This is a genomic window from Sphingomonas sp. BT-65 (assembly GCF_026107375.2).
In the GTDB taxonomy this organism is placed as follows: Bacteria; Pseudomonadota; Alphaproteobacteria; order Sphingomonadales; family Sphingomonadaceae; genus Sphingomonas.
The window spans coordinates 477,307-491,868 of sequence record NZ_JAPCIA010000002.1 but is presented as its reverse complement, the minus strand read 5'-3'; the positions used below and the strand labels follow the sequence as shown (position 1 = coordinate 491,868).

At 68.0% G+C, this 14,562-nt stretch carries 10 protein-coding genes; 5 read left to right on the top strand and 5 right to left on the bottom strand.

Annotated features, from left to right (window positions below; translation table 11 throughout):
* Positions 1 to 67 precede the first annotated feature (67 nt).
* From OK349_RS16960 to OK349_RS16945, 4 genes are read left to right on the top strand one after another with little or no spacing between them, the layout of a single operon-like run.
* The gene (locus tag OK349_RS16960; protein ID WP_265119085.1) at positions 68 to 3,010 is read left to right on the top strand and encodes a TonB-dependent receptor; all 2,943 of its coding nucleotides are present in this window, start codon (positions 68 to 70) and stop codon (positions 3,008 to 3,010) included.
* Positions 3,010 to 4,251, top strand: coding sequence for an alginate lyase family protein (locus OK349_RS16955; RefSeq protein WP_265119084.1), 1,242 nt, complete (start codon positions 3,010 to 3,012; stop codon positions 4,249 to 4,251). The genes OK349_RS16960 and OK349_RS16955 overlap by 1 nt, the downstream gene beginning before the upstream one ends.
* The gene (locus OK349_RS16950) at positions 4,248 to 5,342 is read left to right on the top strand and encodes an aldose epimerase family protein (RefSeq protein WP_265119083.1); all 1,095 of its coding nucleotides are present in this window, start codon (positions 4,248 to 4,250) and stop codon (positions 5,340 to 5,342) included. Before OK349_RS16955 ends, OK349_RS16950 begins: the two co-directional genes overlap by 4 nt.
* Positions 5,339 to 6,526 carry an alginate lyase family protein gene (locus OK349_RS16945; RefSeq protein ID WP_265119082.1) on the top strand — a complete coding sequence of 396 codons (1,188 nt, stop codon included), beginning with the start codon at positions 5,339 to 5,341 and terminating at the stop codon, positions 6,524 to 6,526. Before OK349_RS16950 ends, OK349_RS16945 begins: the two co-directional genes overlap by 4 nt.
* Here the strand turns inward: OK349_RS16945 and OK349_RS16940 are convergent.
* From OK349_RS16940 to OK349_RS16930, 3 genes are all read right to left on the bottom strand, one after another.
* Positions 6,511 to 7,191, bottom strand: a complete 681-nt coding sequence (locus tag OK349_RS16940; RefSeq protein WP_265119081.1) for a tRNA (guanine(46)-N(7))-methyltransferase TrmB — start codon at positions 7,189 to 7,191, stop codon at positions 6,511 to 6,513. The two genes, OK349_RS16945 and OK349_RS16940, sit on opposite strands and share 16 nt — an antisense overlap.
* Before the next feature lie 63 nt (positions 7,192 to 7,254).
* The gene (locus tag OK349_RS16935) at positions 7,255 to 8,304 is read right to left on the bottom strand and encodes a hypothetical protein (RefSeq protein WP_265119080.1); all 1,050 of its coding nucleotides are present in this window, start codon (positions 8,302 to 8,304) and stop codon (positions 7,255 to 7,257) included.
* Positions 8,305 to 8,373: 69 nt separating this feature from the next.
* Entirely contained in the window at positions 8,374 to 9,846 is a 1,473-nt protein-coding gene (locus OK349_RS16930) for an RNB domain-containing ribonuclease (RefSeq protein ID WP_265119079.1), read from the bottom strand.
* Between OK349_RS16930 and OK349_RS16925 the strand changes: the two genes are divergently transcribed.
* Positions 9,845 to 11,446 carry an amidase gene (locus OK349_RS16925; protein WP_265119078.1) on the top strand — a complete coding sequence of 534 codons (1,602 nt, stop codon included), beginning with the start codon at positions 9,845 to 9,847 and terminating at the stop codon, positions 11,444 to 11,446. The two genes, OK349_RS16930 and OK349_RS16925, sit on opposite strands and share 2 nt — an antisense overlap.
* A 244-nt stretch (positions 11,447 to 11,690) precedes the next feature.
* On the opposite strand, the gene metK is transcribed toward OK349_RS16925, so the two are convergent.
* Both metK and lnt read right to left on the bottom strand, forming a co-directional pair.
* Positions 11,691 to 12,902, bottom strand: a complete 1,212-nt coding sequence (metK, locus tag OK349_RS16920; protein ID WP_265119077.1) for a methionine adenosyltransferase — start codon at positions 12,900 to 12,902, stop codon at positions 11,691 to 11,693.
* Between the two features lie 80 nt (positions 12,903 to 12,982).
* Entirely contained in the window at positions 12,983 to 14,545 is a 1,563-nt protein-coding gene (gene lnt, locus OK349_RS16915; protein ID WP_265119076.1) for an apolipoprotein N-acyltransferase, read from the bottom strand.
* Between the last annotated feature and the right edge of the window lie 17 nt (positions 14,546 to 14,562).

Here is a 14,562-nt window from a genome sequence, read left to right as displayed (position 1 = left end):
TCCGGGCAAAGTTGTAGGACACATCTATATGACACCGGTATCAGGCCGGGCCCAGGGGAGGATGGAAATGCAGTCTCGTTCGATCGTGATCGTCCGTGGTTCGCTGCTTGCTTCGGCAGCGCTGGCGGTGGTGGCGCCGGCCTTCGCGCAGGAGGCGGCGACACCGGCTGACCCGGCCCCGCAGGCGGCGGGTGGCGCGGGTGAAGAGGAGATCATCGTCACCGGCGCGCGCGCCACGCAGCGCACCTCGATCGAATTCAAGCGCAACGCCGACGTGGTCGTAGACGGCCTGGTCAGCGACGAGATCGGCGCCACCCCTGACAACAGCGTCGGCGACACGCTCGAGCGGATCACCGGCGTCTCGGCCGATCGTTTCAAGGGCAATGCCAACGAGCTGTCGGTGCGCGGCCTCGGCCCGACGCTGAGCTTCTCCACCTTCAACGGGCGCGAGGTCTCGACCGCGGGTCCCGACCGTTCGGTCGCCTTCCAGCAATTCCCGTCGGAACTGGTCAACGGCGTGCTCGTCTACAAGTCGCAGCGCGCCGACTTCCTCGAGGGCGGCGTCGGCGGCGTGATCGAGCTCAGGTCAATGAAGCCGCTCGACTATGGCAAGCGGCGCATCCAGTTCGAGGTGCGCGGCGATTTCCAGCCCAAGGACGACGACGTCTACCAGCATGACGGGCTCGGCTATCGCGCCAACATCTCCTACACCGACCAGTTCTCGACCGGTCTCGGCGATATCGGCATCTCGATCGGCTATCAGCGCCAGGACACGACGACACCCGAAGATTATTACAATACGAACGCCACCTTCCAGCCGTGCAACACGATCGCCAATAACCCCTCGCTGGTTACCGGATCGGCCGCGACGCTGGTTGCTGCCGGGGCCGGCGCCAACTGCACGGTCGCGACCGGGCCGCGGTCGATCCCGCCGACGACGGGCGCGACGCCGGTGCTCGTCGGAGAGACGCGCGGGGACGTCTATTTCGCCAACTCCTCGCGCAGCTTCCGCACGCAGAAGACGTCCGAAGTGCGCGACGGCATCATCGGCGCGATCCAGTGGCGCCCGCATCCCGATTTCGAGATCGCGCTCGACGGGCAGTATTCGAACCGCGCGAGCCTGGAGGACCGTAACGTCCTGCAGATCACGGAGGGGCTTCGTGGCGTCCAGCCGCTGGTGATCGGCAACGGCACCAACGGCTATTCGCCGGGCGCGCTGATGAGCTATCGCGGCAACTCGAATCTCGAGAACCAGCTGGAGACGCGCCAGCGCAACGAGGAGTATCTGGGCGGCGGCATCAACTTGATCTGGTCGCCCGATCGCTGGAACATATCGTTCGACGGCTCCTATTCGCGCAGCCACCGCACCGAGACGCAGAAGCAGACCCGCATGCGCTCGACCACGCGCGTGCCCTATACGCTGACCTATAATGGCGATGACGTCGTGCCGACGGTGGATTTCGGCAGCTTCGACATCACCAACCACGCCAACTTCCTCGCGGTGGGCAACACCGCCGTCTATGCGCGCAACCGCTTTGTCACCGACCGCGAGGACGTGATCTGGGCGGGCAAGCTCGACATTACGCGCGAGCTCGATGGGTTCATCAATTCGGTGAAGTTCGGCGGCCGCTATTCCGACCATCACCGCACCAACGACAATGCCCGCAACACCGATCTCAATACTATTCCGGGCACGCCGGCGCAGGTCACCGCGCTGATCACCCAGGCGAACCAGCAGTGCCGCGTGCCCTTCACGACCAGCTCCTACATGCAGGGCATGGGTACCAACGTGACCCGCTGGGCAACCTTCGACAATGACTGCCTGTTCCGCACCTTCACCGGCAGCGACGATGCGCTACCCTATCCCACGGACGGGCGCGATCCGAGCGACATCGACGTGCGCGAGAAGATCTGGGCGGCCTATGCGATGGCCAATTTCCGTTCGGACGAGGGGACGGTGCCGTTCAGCGGCAATGTCGGACTGCGCTGGGTGAAGACCGACATTACCTCGGTCGGCTATCGTCAGGGCTATCGCCTGACGATCAACTCCGGCAACGATACCTATGATATCGCGATCGATCCGACTCAGCCGCTTTCTGTCCTCTCCGCCAAGGGGAGTTATAATTACCTGCTGCCGAGCGCGAACATCTCGTTCGACCTGTCGCAGCAGCTCAAGCTGCGCCTCGCCGCCTATCGTGCGATCGCGCGCTCGGGCATCGAGAGCTTCGGCGCGGGGATCAGCCTGACCCCGACGGTCGCGGCGAGCGGCATCAACAACATCGTCTTCAACGCCACCACTGGCAACCCCAACCTGAAGCCGCTTCGCGCGTGGAATGCCGATGCCAGCATCGAGCTCTATGCGTCGAAGGATACAATGCTGTCAGTGGCCGGCTATTATAAATGGGTCACCGGCACCGTGATCGGCCGGTCCGAGCCCCAGCCCACCGACATCACCGTGACCACGATCCGCGATAACGGTCCGCCGACGACGCAAACCTTCACGATCAGCCCGGTCAGCTCAGCCAACGATACCGAGACGCGCCATCTCTATGGCGTCGAGGCGACCTTCAGCCATGTGCTGACCTGGCTGCCCGATCCGCTCGACGGGTTCGGCGTCCAGGGCTCGGTCAACCGCGCCTTCGCCAATTTCGAATATCCCGATACCTCGCCGATCGCCGCCTATGTCGATCCGGCGAACCTGATCGGCCTGTCGAAATGGACCGCGAGCGGATCGGTGTGGTTCGAGAAATGGGGCCTCTCGCTGCGTGCCAATGTCCGCTACCGTTCGGACTATTACAAGCCGAACGGCGGAACCAACCGCGAGATCCGCGACGGCACCTATCTCAACCTCTCGGCGCAATATGATCTGACCAAGAACGTGCAGCTCAAGCTGCAGGCGCTCAACGTCACCGGCACGCCCGACATCATGTACAAGGGCGGCTTCGACAGCATCACCGAAGTCTCCAACAGCGGCACCCAGTATTTCTTCGGCTTCCGGGTGCGCCTCTGATGAAACTTGGCCGGACCATCCCTCTCTCGGTCCTTGCCGCCACCGCCGCTGCGGGTGCCCCATCCGCGGCGGCGGCTTTTCCTTCCCCACCCGCCGTCTGCCAGGGCAGCGAAGGCTATGCTGCTGCGTTCGGCGGCCGCCGCACCTTCACGCTGCGCCCGGGCGAGCTCGAAGCGATCAAGGCCTCGCTGCAAAGCGATCCCGCGGTCGCCCAGGCCTATCGCATGCTGATCGCGCAGGCCGATCAGGCACTCGCGCGCAAGCCCGGCTCGGTGCTCGACAAGCGCACGATTCCCCTGTCAGGCGACCGGCACGATTATGTCAGCCTGGCCCCCTATTGGTGGCCCGACCCGGTCAATCCCAAAGGCCCGTATGTCCGCCGCGACGGGCAGGTGAACCCGGAGCGCGAGACCAACCGCTTCGATCGCACCGCGCTCGGCCGGCTGATCAACGACACCGACACGCTCGGGCTCGCATATTATTACAGCGGCGACCGCAATTATGCCGACAAGGCTGCCGCGCTCGTCCGCGCCTGGTTCCTCGACCCCGCCACGGCGATGAACCCCAATATGAACTATGCCCAGGCGGTGCCGGGGCGCGAGAATGGCCGCGCCGAGGGGGTGCTCGACACCAGCGGCTTCATCGCGGTGATCGATGCGGTCGGGCTGATCGGCCCCTCGGGTGCGCTGTCGGCGGAGGAGGTCAAGGCGCTGGAGGGCTGGTTCTCGCGCTATGTCGACTGGATGCGCACCAGCGCCAATGGCAAGGCGGAGGCGGCCGCGCGCAACAATCATGGCATCTGGTACGACGCGCAGCTCGCCCGCTTCGCGCTGTTCGCGCGCCGCGACGATATCGCCCGGCGCACCGTCGCCGCTTTTGCCAAGGCGCGGATCGAGAAGCAGGTCGACCCCTCGGGCGCACTCCCGCACGAGCTCACGCGCACGCGCAGCTTCCATTATTCGGTCTTCACCCTCGACGCCGCCTATCATGTCGCCGACAGTGCGGCGTGCATGGGGATCGATCTTTATGGCGCCGATATGCAGGGCCGCTCGCTGCGCAAGGCGACCGCCTATGTCGCGGCCTATCGCGGGCGCCAGGCCGACTGGCCGTACAAGGAGATGAAGTGGCCGGCCGAGGCGCTCGACGAACTGCTCACCCGCGCCGATGCCGCCTGGGGGCCGGGCGCCTATCCACGCGCGGCGAGCGGGGACATGGTGCTACGCTACCGCACTACGCGATGAAACCGCTGGTCGCCCTGCTGGCGCTCGCCACACTGGGCGCGGCGAACCAACCCGGGGTGCGCAGCGAGGCGTTCGGCACACGGACCGACGGCCGCGCGGTCCAGCGCCACATCCTGGTCAACGCGCGCGGCATGACCGTCGAGCTGATGGATCATGGCGCGGCGATCGTGCGGATCGCGGTGCCGGACGGGAAGGGCGGCGCGGTCGATGTCGTTCCAGCACCTGTCGATCTCGCGGGCTTGCTCGCCAGCAATCGCCGCTACGGCGCGATCGTCGGCCGCTATGCCGGGCGGCTGCGGGGCGAAGTGACAATCGACGGCACGCGCTACCCGCTCGCCACCAACGCCTCCGGGGTCACGCTCCATGGCGGCGACCCCGGCTTCGACCGCGCGGCGTGGGTGCCGCGCAGCTTCGCCACGCGCGACGCGGTCGGCCTCGTCTTCACCCATGTCAGCCCCGATGGCGACCAGGGCTTCCCGGGCAAGCTCACCATCGAGGCGCGCTACACGCTCGCCCGCGACAGCGACACGCTGACGCTCGACATCACCGCAACCGCCGATCGCCCGACCGTCGCCAACCTCACCAACCATGTCTATTTCAATCTGGCGGGCCAGGGCAGCGTGGCGTGCCACGTCTTGCGCGTCGATGCCGACCGCCGCGTCGAGCTCGATGCGCGCAAGCTCCCCACCGGCCGCCTCGTGCCGGTGCGCGGCACCGCCTCCGATTTCACGCGGGATCGCCCGCTCGCGCCCGTCCTGCAAGCGGGCGGGATGGACGAAATGCTGGTGCTCTCGGGCAGCCGCACCGCGCGGCTCACCGATCCGGCCAGCGGCCGCATGCTCGCCGTCACCACCGACCAGCCGGGGCTACAGGTCTTCACCGGCAACGCCTTTGATGGCGCCGACCGCGACCGCGCCGGCCGCCCGATCGCACGCCACGCCGCAATCGCGCTCGAGCCCGGCCATTTCGCGGATTCCCCCGCCATCCCCGCCTTCCCCTCGACCCGCGTCGCGCCGGGCAAGCCGCTGCGCTGGCATGCCGCATGGCGCTTCGGCCGGGTGGCGCCCGCCGCGGCGGCGTGCACGCCATGATCCCCCGCCGCACCCTGCTCGCCGTGCCGTTGCTCGCGCTTCCCGCCGCCCGTGCCGCCGAACCCGATCTACGTGCGCCTGATCTTCGAACGGTCGAGCGCCGCCGCGTGGTTCCGCAGGCCCGCGCGATGCTTGCCGAGCCGCCGCACACCATCGCCGTGATTCCCGCCCCGCGCAGCCCGGGCGGGCGCCAGGACTATTATTCCGAGGGCGACTATTGGTGGCCCGATCCTGCCAATCCCGGCGGGCCCTATATCCGCCGCGACGGGCGCTCCAACCCCGACAAGTTCGACGGGCATCGCGACGCGCTGATCCACTTCGGCCGGATCGTCCCGATGCTCGCCGCGGCCTGGGACTTCACCGGCGAGACGCGCTACGCCGCCGCGGCGATCCGGCACCTCATCGCCTGGTTCGTCGATCCGGCGACGCGGATGAACCCCAATCTCCAGCACGCCCAGGCGATCATCGGCGTCAACACCGGCCGTGCGATCGGGGTGATCGACACGCTCCAGATCGTCGAGGTCGCGCGCGCGGCCACGCTGTTCGCGCGGCGTGACGCGCCGGGCTATGCCGCGATCCGCAAGGGCGTGGAGGACTGGTTCGCAAGCTATCTCGACTGGCTCACCACCTCGCCCTTCGGGATCGAGGAGCGCGACCAGAAGAACAACCACGGCACCTGCTGGCTGCTCCAAGCCGCCGCCTTCGCCGCGGTTGTCGGCCGCCGCGACGTGCTGGAACTCGCCCGCGCGCGCCTCAAGACCGTCATCATCCCCACCCAGATCGCGCCCGACGGACGCCAGCCGCTCGAGCTCGCGCGCACCAAGCCCTATGCCTATTCGCTGTTCAACCTCGACGTCCTCGCCGCCTGCGCCTGGCTGCTGTCGGAGAGGAAGGGCGAGCTCATCGCCTGGCGCACCCCCGATGGCCGCTCGGCCGGGCAGGCGATCGCGTTCATGGCCCGCTACATCGCTGACAAGGGCCAATGGCCCTTTGCGAGGGACATCGAATATTTCGACGGCTTTCCGGTGCGCCATCCCGCTTTGCTGTTCGGCGCCCGCGCGCTCGACCGCCCCGACTGGCTGCGCATTTGGACCAGGCTCAACCCTGATCCGGTGATCGGCGAGGTGATCCGCAACTTCCCCGTCCGCCAACCCCTATTGTGGATCGATCAGACGCGCAGGTAACGGAAGTACCACACCTCGTGCCCCTGCCGCCGCGCCTTGCGCTCGTAGCGCGTCTCGGGCCAGTCGGCGGGGCGGGTTAGGAAATCGCTGGCCTCCCTCGCCTGCCACGCAAAGTCGCGGCGCTGGTTCATCACCATCATCGCCCAGCGGCAATAGGTCGGGTCGTCGGTGCCCAGGCGGAACTCGCTGCCGGGCCTGAGCTTGGATGCGATCAGGTCGAGCGGGCCGTGATTGACCATCCGCCGCTTGGCGTGGCGCGCCTTGGGCCAGGGATCGGGGTGGAGCAGATAGACGCGCTCGAGGCTCGCATCGGGCAGCCGCTCGACCACGTCGAGCGCATCGCCCATGTGCAGCCGCACGTTGCTGAGCCCGCTGTCGCGGACATGCATGAGCGCGCCGACCACGCCGTTGAGAAAGGGTTCGCAGCCGATAAAGCCATGGTCCGGCCGCATCGCCGCCTGCCCGGCGAGATGCTCGCCCGCGCCGAAGCCGATCTCGAGCTCCAGCGGACGCGCGTCACCGAACAATGTGACGGCATCGAGCGGCCCGGTCTCCGGCACCGCCACCTGCGGCAGCATCTCCTCGACCAGGGCGGCTTGCCCGGCGCGTAGCTTGTGGCCCTTGGCCCGGCCATAGAGCCGGCGGATCTTCGCGGGATCGTTCATGGCGTGCGGCCCTAGCTGCGCGCGGCTGCAATGTGAACCACGGCGAGCCTTTCGCGTCGCCGGTTACTTCACGCGGCTCGTATCGATCGAGATGGTCTGGTTCTCGCCCCAGGTGGTGACGCGCGACATGGGCGCATCCTTGAGGATTTCGTCGAGCTGGCCGGGCGGCGGCAGCCGGTCGCGCGGCGGATAGTTGCGTGCTTCGCCGGCCAGCACGATGCTGACGCTCCACCGGGGCTTCCGGCCCGGAGCACTGAGGCCGGCGAAGCTCGGCCGCACCCATACCCCGTGGCCGGAGTCGGACAGGGCTGCGAGATAGCTGTTCGCGCTGCCCAGCGGGCGGTAAATCGGCAGCGCTGATTTGGCCGCCCGATCCCGGCACCATTCGACCGGCCTGTCGCCCTTGTCGACGGCTTTGAGCTTGGCCTCCAAGATCAGCGCAAAGGCGTCGGCCGCCACTCCCGCTCCTTTCTCCTTCACGGGCTTCGAAGCGCCAGCGAGGTCGAGCGGCGCGGCGCAATCGCTCACCAGGGTAGCGGCTGGGGCCGAGGGAATTGCCGCCGGCCAGCCCATCGCTGCGATCACCTCGTCGAGCCGTCGCAGCAATGAGGCTGCCTCGTGGACGGTCGAGGAATAGCGGAACTTCACCAGCCATTCGCCCACCGGGACGATCGCCAGCGCCGTGCTTCGTATCTGACTGTCGGATACCGTCCATGCCGCCTTCATCCCGCTCGCCGTCGCTTGTCCCGGCGGCGTGAAGGTTGCGGGCAGATCGATGTCGGTGAGACGCTGAAAGGCGGGGCGCATGCCGATCACTTCGGTCGCCTGGTCGAACCAGACTGCAGGCGAACCCGCGGGCGCGCGATAGATGTAAACCGACAGCTCTTCGCGAAGCGGTGTGTCCTTGTAGGAGAACAGGACATCGAGCTGCGGCGTCGCATATTCGCTTGCCCCGACACGCGGCAGATCGAGCAAGGTCACCGGGAGCGTAATGCCGCTGTTGGCGTGGAGAAATGGCTTGCCCGCGGGCAAATCAAGCGGTGCGGGACCGTTCTGCGCCATGGTGGGTGCTGCACAGGCCAACGACAGGATGGCGAGCAGGCGAACGATCATGGCGGCAATCCCCTCTGTGCAGCGGAGCCTGACAGCAAGCTGCTGGCGAGACAATCGCAATCCGCGGGTTCAGCTCAGTCGCTCGAACGCGATCTGCCGGGCACGCGGATCGGCGCGGGTCAGACGGACGTCGAGCGCGTCGCCAGGCGTCAGTTCCGAGGCGTCGACTCGCGCCGTCACCGGCAGCTCGCGCAGCTGGATCGATGCGCCGCGCTCGCCGATGTCGGTGACCACCGCGCCGAAGGCTTCACCCTCGTTGCCGGCCAGCATCACCGCCTCCGCCATGTCGATCACCGCGCGGTCGACCTGCCCGGCGCGCGAGTCGGCGCGGGCCATCACCTTGGGGAGCCTGGCGAAGGCGTCGCTCACATATCCCGGCACCGGGCGTCCATGGGCGACCGCCAGCACGGCCTGCACGACATAGCGATCGGCGAGCCGCCGCAACGGCGCGGTGGCGTGGGCATAGGAGGCGGCGACCGCGGCATGCCACGGGGTCTCCCCGGCGCGGAACGGCTGATAGCCCGCGCCGTTGCCCGCGCGGCGGATCGCCAGCATCAGCGCGGCATGGCGCGAGTCTGCCGGATCCAGGGTCCGCTCGAACTGGGTAAGGGTCGCCTGTTCGGGCCAGTCGATGCCGAAGGCGCGCGCCGTGTGCCGCAACCGCCGCACCGCATGATCGCTCGGCTCCGCCATCACGCGGAACAGCCCGGTCTCATGCGCGATCAGCACGTCGGCCACCGCCATGTTGCACGCGAGCGAGAGCGCGGCGTTGCGATCCTCGGAGGCGTGCCGTGTGCGGAACACCAACGCGAGCGCGCCGTCGGGGCCCTCCGACACCTCCTGCTCGGGCGGGTCGATGCGGGCAGCGCCGCGTTCGGCTTCGGCCTGGGTGATCCGCCGCGACAGCTCGGCAAAGTCCGCGGGCAGGTCTTCGGGCTGCACCGTGGCATAGGCCAGCTTGGCGCGGCTCTGGATCACGGCGCGGGTCGCCGCGTCGAGTTTCACGGCGCCGTCCGGCGCCACCCGCACGCTGAACACCACCGCCGGTCGCGGCCCATCGGGCAGCAGGCTGGCCGCGCCCTCGGCCAGCACCGGCGGATAGAGCCCGGCCTTACCGTCGGGCAGGTACAGGGTCTCGCCCCGCACCCAGGCCTCGGCGTCGATCGGCCCGCCCTCGTCGACGAACCACGCCACGTCGGCGATGGCATAATGAAGGATCAGGTCACCACCCGCCGCCTCGATGCAGAAGGCTTGGTCGAGGTCGGTCGCGCTCGCCGGATCGAGCGTCACGAACGGGCGGTGCGTCCAGTCGGCATGATTGGTCGGCGCGCGCGTCGCGACGATGTCGGCCGCCGCCAGCACCGCGGGCGGGAAGCCGTCCGGCACCTGAAACTCCGTCCGGATCGCGGCAAGCTCGCGGGCGAGGGCGTGAGCGGGGTCACGGATCGTCTTCATGCGGGCAGGGTAACCGCGCGGGAAGCCGTTGCACAGCGGGCGCGACGCGGTATCGTCCGCGGCGCGCGGATTGGGGGACGAATGCATGCGATATGGTTGGCTGGCTGCCGCGTTGGCGCTTGGAACACCGGCGGCCGCGCAGCAGGGCGACATCGTCCTTGCCGAGCTCCCGCCCTTGTCGATCAAGGTTGGCGAGAAGCCGATCGACGAGCTTCAGGCGATGCTTGCTCGTGGCGAACTGACCAGCGAGCAGCTGGCCGAAGCCTATCTCGAACGTATCCGCATGCTGGACCGCGCGGGCCCGAAGCTACGCAGCGTGATCGCGCTCAACCCGCAAGCGCTGGAGCAGGCGCGCAAGGCCGACCGCGACCGGCGGCTGCGCATTGCGCGCGGGCCGCTGTTCGGCATCCCGGTGCTGGTGAAGGACAATATCGACACCGCCGAGAATGCGACCACTGCGGGCAGCCTCGCGCTCAAGGACAATTTCACGCGCCGCGACGCGCCGCTGGTGGCAAGGCTGCGCGCGGCCGGGGCGATCATCCTCGGCAAGACCAACCTCTCCGAATGGGCGAACATCCGCGACACCGATTCGATGAGCGGATGGAGCGCGGTGGGCGGCCTGGTGCGCAACCCCTATGCGCTCGACCGCAGCGCCTGCGGCTCGTCGAGCGGCACCGGTGCGGCGATCGCCGCGAGCCTTGCTGCGGTGGGGGTGGGGACCGAGACCGACGGCTCGATCATCTGCCCTGCATCGATGAATGGGCTGGTCGGATTGAAGCCCACGATCGGCGCGATCAGCCGCACCCATGTCGTGCCGATCAGCATCAGCCAGGACACCGCCGGTCCGATGGCGCGCAGCGTCAAGGATGCGGCGGCGCTGTTCGCCGCGATGATCGGCACCGATCAGGCCGATGCCGTCACCATCGAGGCCGATGCCCGCCGCGCCGTACTGACGCCCGATTGGAGCAAGGCCAGCCTCAAAGGTGTCCGCCTCGGCGTGGTGCGGCCCAAGATGCGGGCAAGCCTGGCGGCGCAGTATGATGCACAGCTCGCGGTGCTGCGCACCGCCGGCGCCGAGCTGGTCGAGATCAAGCTGACCGCGCCCGAGGGACTGAGCCAGGCCGAATTCCGCCTGTTTCAGCTGGAGCTCAAGAGCCGGCTCGCGGCCTATCTCGCCACCACGCCCGCGGCGGTGAAGGTGCGTACGCTCGCCGATGTCATCGCCTTCAATACGGCGTCGAAGGCGGAGCTCGCCTATTTCGGCCAGGATATCTTCGAGACGACCGAAAAGACCGCCGGCATGGACGACCCCGCCTATGCGAAGACCCGCGACGACACCCGGCGCCGTGCGACCGAGGCGATCGACACCGTGCTGGCGAATGCCCGCGTTACCGCGATCGTCGCGCCCAGCACCGGTCCCGCCTGGCTCTCCGATCCGGTGCATGGCGATCAGTCCAGCGGCCCGAGCGCGAGCCAGTTGCCCGCGGTGTCGGGCTATCCGCACCTGACCGTGCCGATGGGGCTGGTGGGCGGGTTGCCGGTCGGCCTGTCCTTCATCGGCTCGAAGTGGAGCGACGGGCGGCTGCTCGAGCTCGGCTATGCCTATGAGCAGGCGTCGCGCGCCCGGGTGAAGCCGGGCTATCGTCCGAGCGTGGATGCCGGCGCGGGGATCGAAGGCGTCCGTTGAGGGTAAGCGCCGCAAGCTTGAAATGTTGGATTTCGCCTGCTTGGCTCGGTGTTGCTCTTTGAAAGGTTGAATCGCGTCTCAGCTGCCTCGCGCGCGTGGCAGTGTGACTTTTGGGACGTTCCGGCTTTTCGCCCTCGCGCGCGTGTCAAAGTGACCTTTGTGACTTTTCAGCGTCCGGAAACGAAGAAGGCGGCGATCCCGCCGGGGACCGCCGCCTTCCTTTGTCCGTTACCGGGGTGTGGGATCAGGCCAGCGCGGCCTTGAGGTCATCGACCAGGTCGGTCTTCTCCCAGGGGAAGAAGTCGCCCTCGGCCTTGCGGCCGAAATGGCCGTACGCCGCGGTCTTCTGGTAGATCGGCTTGTTGAGGCCGAGATGCGTGCGGATGCCGCGCGGGGTCAGGCCGCCGAGCTTCTCGATGCTCTGGATCGCTTCCTCGATCTTGTCGTCGCCGACGGTGCCGGTGCCGTGCGTGTCGACATAGAGCGACAGCGGCTTGGAGACGCCGATCGCATAGGCGAGCTGGATCGTGCAGCGTTGGGCGAGGCCCGCGGCGACGATGTTCTTGGCGAGGTAGCGGGTGATGTACGCCGCCGAACGGTCGACCTTGGTCGGGTCCTTGCCGCTGAACGCGCCGCCGCCATGGGGGCTGGCGCCGCCATAGGTGTCGACGATGATCTTGCGGCCGGTGAGGCCGGCGTCGCCGTCCGGGCCGCCGATCTCGAAGCTGCCGGTCGGGTTGATGTGGTATTCGGTCGCATCGCTCAGCAGCTCGGCCGGGATCACGTTCGCGACCACCGCCTTCACATAGGCGTGTAGCTCGGCTTCCTTGTCGCCCTGGTCATAGCCCGGGGCGTGCTGGGTCGACACCACGATCGCGGTCGCCGCGACGGGCTTGCTGCCCTCGTAGCGCAGCGTGACCTGGCTCTTGGCGTCGGGCTCTAGGAACGGCGCCTTGCCCGAATGGCGGTCGGCGGCCATCTGCGCCAGGATCTTGTGGCTGTAGTCGAGCGTCGCCGGCATCAGGTCGGGCGTGTCGTCGGCGGCATAGCCGAACATGATGCCCTGGTCGCCCGCGCCCTCGTCCTTGTTGCCGCTGGCGTCCACGCCCTGCGCGATGTGCGCCGACTGCGGGTGCAGGTTGTTCTCGAAGCGCAGCGTCTCCCAGTGGAAGCCCGACTGCTCGTAGCCGATCCGCTTCACCGTCTCGCGGACGGTCTTCTCGACCTCTTCCTGGACGCCCGGGGCCCAGTTGCCGGCCTCGTCCATGATGCCCTTGCCGCGGATCTCGCCCGCCAGCACCACGAGCTGGGTGGTGGTCAGCGTCTCGCAGGCGATGCGCGCCTCGGGGTCCTTGGACAGGAACAGGTCGACGATCGCGTCGCTGATCTGGTCCGCGACCTTGTCGGGATGGCCTTCAGAGACCGATTCGGAGGTGAAGAGATAGTTGGAACGCATGATTTTCCTCGTGATGCTCAGGCCGTTGCCATGCCTGATGGAGACGACGGACGATATAAAGCTTTTGTTATATGGGGCCACTAGCGGGCGAAGCGGCGAATGGCAATCGCGACGACGAGCAGCAGCCCCGCAATGATGAATGCGAGCCAGTTGCCGAGCCGCGCGAACAGCGTCGGGGGCAAGGCGGTGGGCATCGGCGCTTCGATCGCCTTGGCCTCGCCCGGGCCGGCGGCCGCGACGATCAGGCCGCGCGCATCGATGATCGCCGAGATGCCGGTGGGCGTGGCGCGCAGGATCGGCAGCCCCTCCTCGATCGCGCGCATCCGCGCCTGGGCGAGATGCTGGGGCGGCCCCCAGCTGCCGAACCAGGCGTCGTTGGAAGGATTGAACAGGATCGCCGGGCGGTTCGCCGGATCGACGGTCTCGCCCGAGAAGATGATCTCGTAGCAGATCTGCATGCCGATCCTGCCGAAGCCCGGCACCTCCAGCGTCTGCGGCCCCGGGCCTGGCCGGAAGTCGATATCGCCCATCACCAGCCGCGACAGGCCAAGCGGCTTCAGGATCGCGCGCATCGGCAGATACTCGCCATAGGGCACCAGATGCGCCTTGTCGTAGCGGCCGCGGATCGCGCCCGTGGGATCGATCGCGAACACCGAATTGGTCGCGGCGTCGAGCGTGCGGTCGCCGCCGAACAGCAGTGCGTTGCCGCCGACCAGCGCCATGTCCTTCGGCCCCAGCGTCATCGCGATCATCTGGCGGATCGTGCGCGGATCGCCCTTGCCGTACCATTCGGGCGGATAGCCCTCCTCGATCCAGTAATCGACCGTGCCCTCCGGCCACACGATCAGCCGCGGCACCGGGCCGCCGGGCAGGATGGTCACGCGATCGTTCGACAGGCGGGTGAGCGCCTCCATCGCCTTCTGCGCATAGGTGCCGTCGAGCGTCGCGTCCTGCCCGACATTGGGCTGGAGCACACGGACGAGCGGGGCGTTCGCGGCGGGCGGGGAGACGGCGGGGTTGAGCAGCAGCCCGATCGCGAGCAGCGCGACGGCCACGCCGGCGGCCGGGCGCCAGTCGCGGCGCGAGGCGAGATAGAGCGTGCCGGCGACCACCACCGTCAGTCCCGACAGCGCATAGGTGCCGGTAAACGCGGCGATCTGCGCGACCCCCGGCAGCTTCAGCCAGATCACGCCGAGCGGGTTCCATGGATAGCCGGTGAACATCACCCCGCGCAGATATTCGGCGACAGTCCACGCCGCGCCCGCGACGAGCACGAAGGGCAGGTCCGGTCTGCGCAGCAGCGTCGCGCCCATCCGTCCGAAGCGCCAGGCGAGCCCCATCGCGATCGCCGGATAGACGGCGAGATAGAGCGAAAGCAGCACTACCGCGAGATAGCCAAGCGCGGGCGGCATCTTGTCCTGATAGTCGAAGGCGTGCTGGATCCAGTTGTTGCCGACGGTGAAGTGGCCGAGGCCGAACAGCCAGCCGCGCAGCAGCGCCTGGCGGAGCGTCGGCGCTTCATGCGTCAGCCGCAGCAGGATCGCGAAGCAGATGAGGCCGACAACCCACCAGTCGAGCGGGGCGAAGGCGGTGGCGGAGGTCGCGCCGGCAACGAGCGCGATCAGGCGGGGACGGGGCAGCATCGTGCGTTGCTATCGGG

Coding starts and splice junctions, on each gene's coding strand:
- OK349_RS16950 (WP_265119083.1), top strand. CDS start 4,248: ATGAAACCGCTGGTCGCCCTGCTGGCGCTCGCCACACTGGGCGCGGCG.
- OK349_RS16940 (WP_265119081.1), bottom strand. CDS start 7,191: ATGAACGATCCCGCGAAGATCCGCCGGCTCTATGGCCGGGCCAAGGGC.
- OK349_RS16935 (WP_265119080.1), bottom strand. CDS start 8,304: ATGATCGTTCGCCTGCTCGCCATCCTGTCGTTGGCCTGTGCAGCACCC.
- lnt (WP_265119076.1), bottom strand. CDS start 14,545: ATGCTGCCCCGTCCCCGCCTGATCGCGCTCGTTGCCGGCGCGACCTCC.
- OK349_RS16925 (WP_265119078.1), top strand. CDS start 9,845: ATGCGATATGGTTGGCTGGCTGCCGCGTTGGCGCTTGGAACACCGGCG.
- OK349_RS16945 (WP_265119082.1), top strand. CDS start 5,339: ATGATCCCCCGCCGCACCCTGCTCGCCGTGCCGTTGCTCGCGCTTCCC.
- OK349_RS16955 (WP_265119084.1), top strand. CDS start 3,010: ATGAAACTTGGCCGGACCATCCCTCTCTCGGTCCTTGCCGCCACCGCC.
- OK349_RS16960 (WP_265119085.1), top strand. CDS start 68: ATGCAGTCTCGTTCGATCGTGATCGTCCGTGGTTCGCTGCTTGCTTCG.
- OK349_RS16930 (WP_265119079.1), bottom strand. CDS start 9,846: ATGCATTCGTCCCCCAATCCGCGCGCCGCGGACGATACCGCGTCGCGC.
- metK (WP_265119077.1), bottom strand. CDS start 12,902: ATGCGTTCCAACTATCTCTTCACCTCCGAATCGGTCTCTGAAGGCCAT.